General features: G+C 51.7%; 2 tRNA genes and 2 rRNA genes. All 4 read right to left on the minus strand.

Annotated features, from left to right (window positions below):
- Positions 1 to 9: 9 nt before the first annotated feature.
- A 5S ribosomal RNA gene (rrf, locus tag T9A_RS16460) occupies positions 10 to 125 on the minus strand.
- Positions 126 to 296: 171 nt separating this feature from the next.
- Positions 297 to 3,188 (minus strand): 23S ribosomal RNA (locus T9A_RS16465).
- A 380-nt stretch (positions 3,189 to 3,568) separates the two neighbouring features.
- Positions 3,569 to 3,644: transfer RNA gene (locus T9A_RS16470), tRNA-Ala, on the minus strand.
- A gap of 16 nt (positions 3,645 to 3,660) precedes the next feature.
- Positions 3,661 to 3,737 (minus strand) — tRNA-Ile (locus T9A_RS16475).
- Positions 3,738 to 3,783 lie beyond the last annotated feature (46 nt).

Raw genomic sequence — 3,783 nt, forward strand, 5'->3', positions numbered from 1 at the left:
TATTTAAGAGCCTGACGATGACCTACTCTCACATGGGGAAACCCCACACTACCATCGGCGATATGTCGTTTCACTTCTGAGTTCGGCATGGGATCAGGTGGTTCCAACACTCTATGGTCGTCAGGCAAACTGGTTTAGCTTTCGCTAAATTAGGTTGCCTCGCCGGTGTACAACATTGCTCACCGGCAAAGCCAATTGGGAATGAGAAGTTTGCTACTCAATGACGCAAGCGTCTAATCTCTGACACCGTATCTTTGCGGTCCTGGCTCTGCGAGCCGAGACTGCTTTGGTGTTATATAGTCAAGCCTCACGGGCAATTAGTACTGGTTAGCTTCACGCCTTACAACGCTTCCACACCCAGCCTATCAACGTTGTGGTCTTCAACGGCCCTTTAGGGGGGTCAAGCCCCCAGGGAGATCTCATCTTGAGGGAGGCTTCCCGCTTAGATGCTTTCAGCGGTTATCCCGTCCGAACGTAGCTACCCGGCAATGCCACTGGCGTGACAACCGGAACACCAGAGGTTCGTCCACTCCGGTCCTCTCGTACTAGGAGCAGCTCCTCTCAAATCTCCAACGCCCACGGCAGATAGGGACCGAACTGTCTCACGACGTTCTAAACCCAGCTCGCGTACCTCTTTAAATGGCGAACAGCCATACCCTTGGGACCGGCTTCAGCCCCAGGATGAGATGAGCCGACATCGAGGTGCCAAACACCGCCGTCGATATGAACTCTTGGGCGGTATCAGCCTGTTATCCCCGGAGTACCTTTTATCCGTTGAGCGATGGCCCTTCCATACAGAACCACCGGATCACTAAGACCTGCTTTCGCACCTGCTCGACTTGTAGGTCTCGCAGTCAAGCACCCTTCTACCTTTACGCTCGTTGCACGATGTCCGACCGTGCTGAGGGTACCTTTGTGCTCCTCCGTTACTCTTTGGGAGGAGACCGCCCCAGTCAAACTACCCACCACACAATGTCCCCGATCCAGATAATGGACCTAGGTTAGAACCTCAAACATGCCAGGCTGGTATTTCAAGGACGACTCCACGATGACTAGCGTCACCGCTTCAAAGTCTCCCAGCTATCCTACACAAGCAGGTTCAAAGTCCACTGTGAAGCTATAGTAAAGGTTCACGGGGTCTTTCCGTCTAGCCGCGGGTACACAGCATCTTCACTGCGATTTCGATTTCACTGAGTCTCGGGTGGAGACAGCGCCCCCATCATTACGCCATTCGTGCAGGTCGGAACTTACCCGACAAGGAATTTCGCTACCTTAGGACCGTTATAGTTACGGCCGCCGTTTACCGGGGCTTCGATCAAGAGCTTCGCCGAAGCTAACCCCATCAATTAACCTTCCGGCACCGGGCAGGCGTCACACCCTATACGTCCGCTTACGCGTTTGCAGAGTGCTGTGTTTTTAATAAACAGTTGCAGGGGCCTTTTCACTGCGACCGCCAATAGCTCAGAGAGCAAGTCTCATCACCGTCAGCGGCGTACCTTCTCCCGAAGTTACGGTACAATTTTGCCTAGTTCCTTCACCCGAGTTCTCTCAAGCGCCTTAGAATACTCATCCCAACCACCTGTGTCGGTTTGGGGTACGGTTCCTTATAACCTGAAGCTTAGAAGATTTTCCTGGAAGCATGGCATCAACCACTTCCCGGTCACAAAGGACCAGTGGTCTCGGTTCTCAGCCTTAAGGTGCCGGATTTGCCTAACACCTCAGCCTACGACCTTTCCCCGGGACAACCAACGCCCGGTAGGTATAGCCTTCTCCGTCTCTCCATCGCAGTTATAAGAAGTACGGGAATATTAACCCGTTTCCCATCAGCTACGCATTTCTGCCTCGCCTTAGGGGCCGACTCACCCTGCGCCGATTAGCGTTGCGCAGGAAACCTTGGTCTTTCGGCGTGGGAGTTTTTCACTCCCATTATCGTTACTCACGTCAGCATTCGCACTTGTGATACCTCCAGCATGCTTCTCAACACACCTTCACAGGCTTACACAACGCTCCCCTACCACGTGCACTAAGTGCACATCCGCAGCTTCGGTATCCAGTTTGAGCCCCGTTACATCTTCCGCGCAGGCCGACTCGACTAGTGAGCTATTACGCTTTCTTTAAAGGGTGGCTGCTTCTAAGCCAACCTCCTAGCTGTCTGAGCCTTCCCACATCGTTTCCCACTTAACTGGAATTTGGGGACCTTAGCTGGCGGTCTGGGTTGTTTCCCTCTTCACGACGGACGTTAGCACCCGCCGTGTGTCTCCCGGATAGTACTCACTGGTATTCGGAGTTTGCATCGGGTTGGTAAGTCGGGATGACCCCCTAGCCGAAACAGTGCTCTACCCCCAGTGGTATTCGTCCGAGGCGCTACCTAAATAGCTTTCGGGGAGAACCAGCTATCTCCGAGCTTGATTAGCCTTTCACTCCGATCCACAGGTCATCCGCTAACTTTTCAACGGTAGTCGGTTCGGTCCTCCAATGCGTGTTACCGCATCTTCAACCTGCCCATGGATAGATCGCCCGGTTTCGGGTCTAATCCCAGCAACTAAACGCCCTATTAAGACTCGGTTTCCCTACGGCTCCCCTATACGGTTAACCTCGCTACTGAAATTAAGTCGCTGACCCATTATACAAAAGGTACGCCGTCACCCCACAAAGAGGGCTCCGACTGCTTGTACGTACACGGTTTCAGGTTCTATTTCACTCCCCTCTCCGGGGTTCTTTTCGCCTTTCCCTCACGGTACTGGTTCACTATCGGTCAGCCAGGAGTATTTAGCCTTGGAGGATGGTCCCCCCATGTTCAGTCAAAGTTTCACGTGCTCCGACCTACTCGATTTCACCTGATCAGATTTTCGGATACGGGGCTATCACCCACTATGGCCGGCCTTCCCAGACCGTTCTCCTAATCATTCTCAGACTTAAGGGCTAATCCGCGTTCGCTCGCCGCTACTGACGGAATCTCAATTGATTTCTGTTCCTAAGGGTACTTAGATGTTTCAGTTCCCCTCGTTCGCCTCGCATACCTATGTATTCAGTATGCGATACCTGCCTTATGACAGGTGGGTTTCCCCATTCGGAAATCTCCGGATCAAAGGTTGTTTGCTACCTCCCCGAAGCTTATCGCAAGCTACAACGTCCTTCATCGCCTCTGGCTGCCAAGGCATCCACCGTGTACGCTTATTCACTTGACTATATAACCCAAAACAGTCTCTTCACTCTCAACCTTCAGACTTACGTCTTCCAGCCTCAAACTCCAAGTCCGCCCAGGTCATTCATTCATCGTGAATAAACTTCTAACGCTTGTATTCCATTGGAATACTTGGACTTCTCATTTCCCAAATTTTTAAAGAGCTTCTTATACCATCAGATATAAGACCGATTAAAAAACCGGAAACAAATAATCCCTGAGGGATCACTTGTTTCCGGCTTCTTGCCGGTAACTACAGACAAGCAAACGTGTGGGATATCGAATCATAAAGATTTCGATGTCCGACTAAAAAGCCAGAAGCAAGCAATCAATTAAATGCTTGATTCTGACTTCTTCAGCGCTTTCTAGACCATTGCAGCAACTTGGTGGAGCCTAGCGGGATCGAACCGCTGACCTCCTGCGTGCAAGGCAGGCGCTCTCCCAGCTGAGCTAAGGCCCCAAAACCGTGCTGAAATTGGTAGGTCTGGGCAGATTTGAACTGCCGACCTCACCCTTATCAGGGGTGCGCTCTAACCAACTGAGCTACAGACCTATAGAAAGCGTCTACACCCTTTAACTACAGACAAGCAAACGTGTGG

Origin of the sequence: Alcanivorax jadensis T9 (assembly GCF_000756655.1) — a bacterium.
Taxonomy (GTDB): domain Bacteria; phylum Pseudomonadota; class Gammaproteobacteria; order Pseudomonadales; family Alcanivoracaceae; genus Alcanivorax; species Alcanivorax jadensis.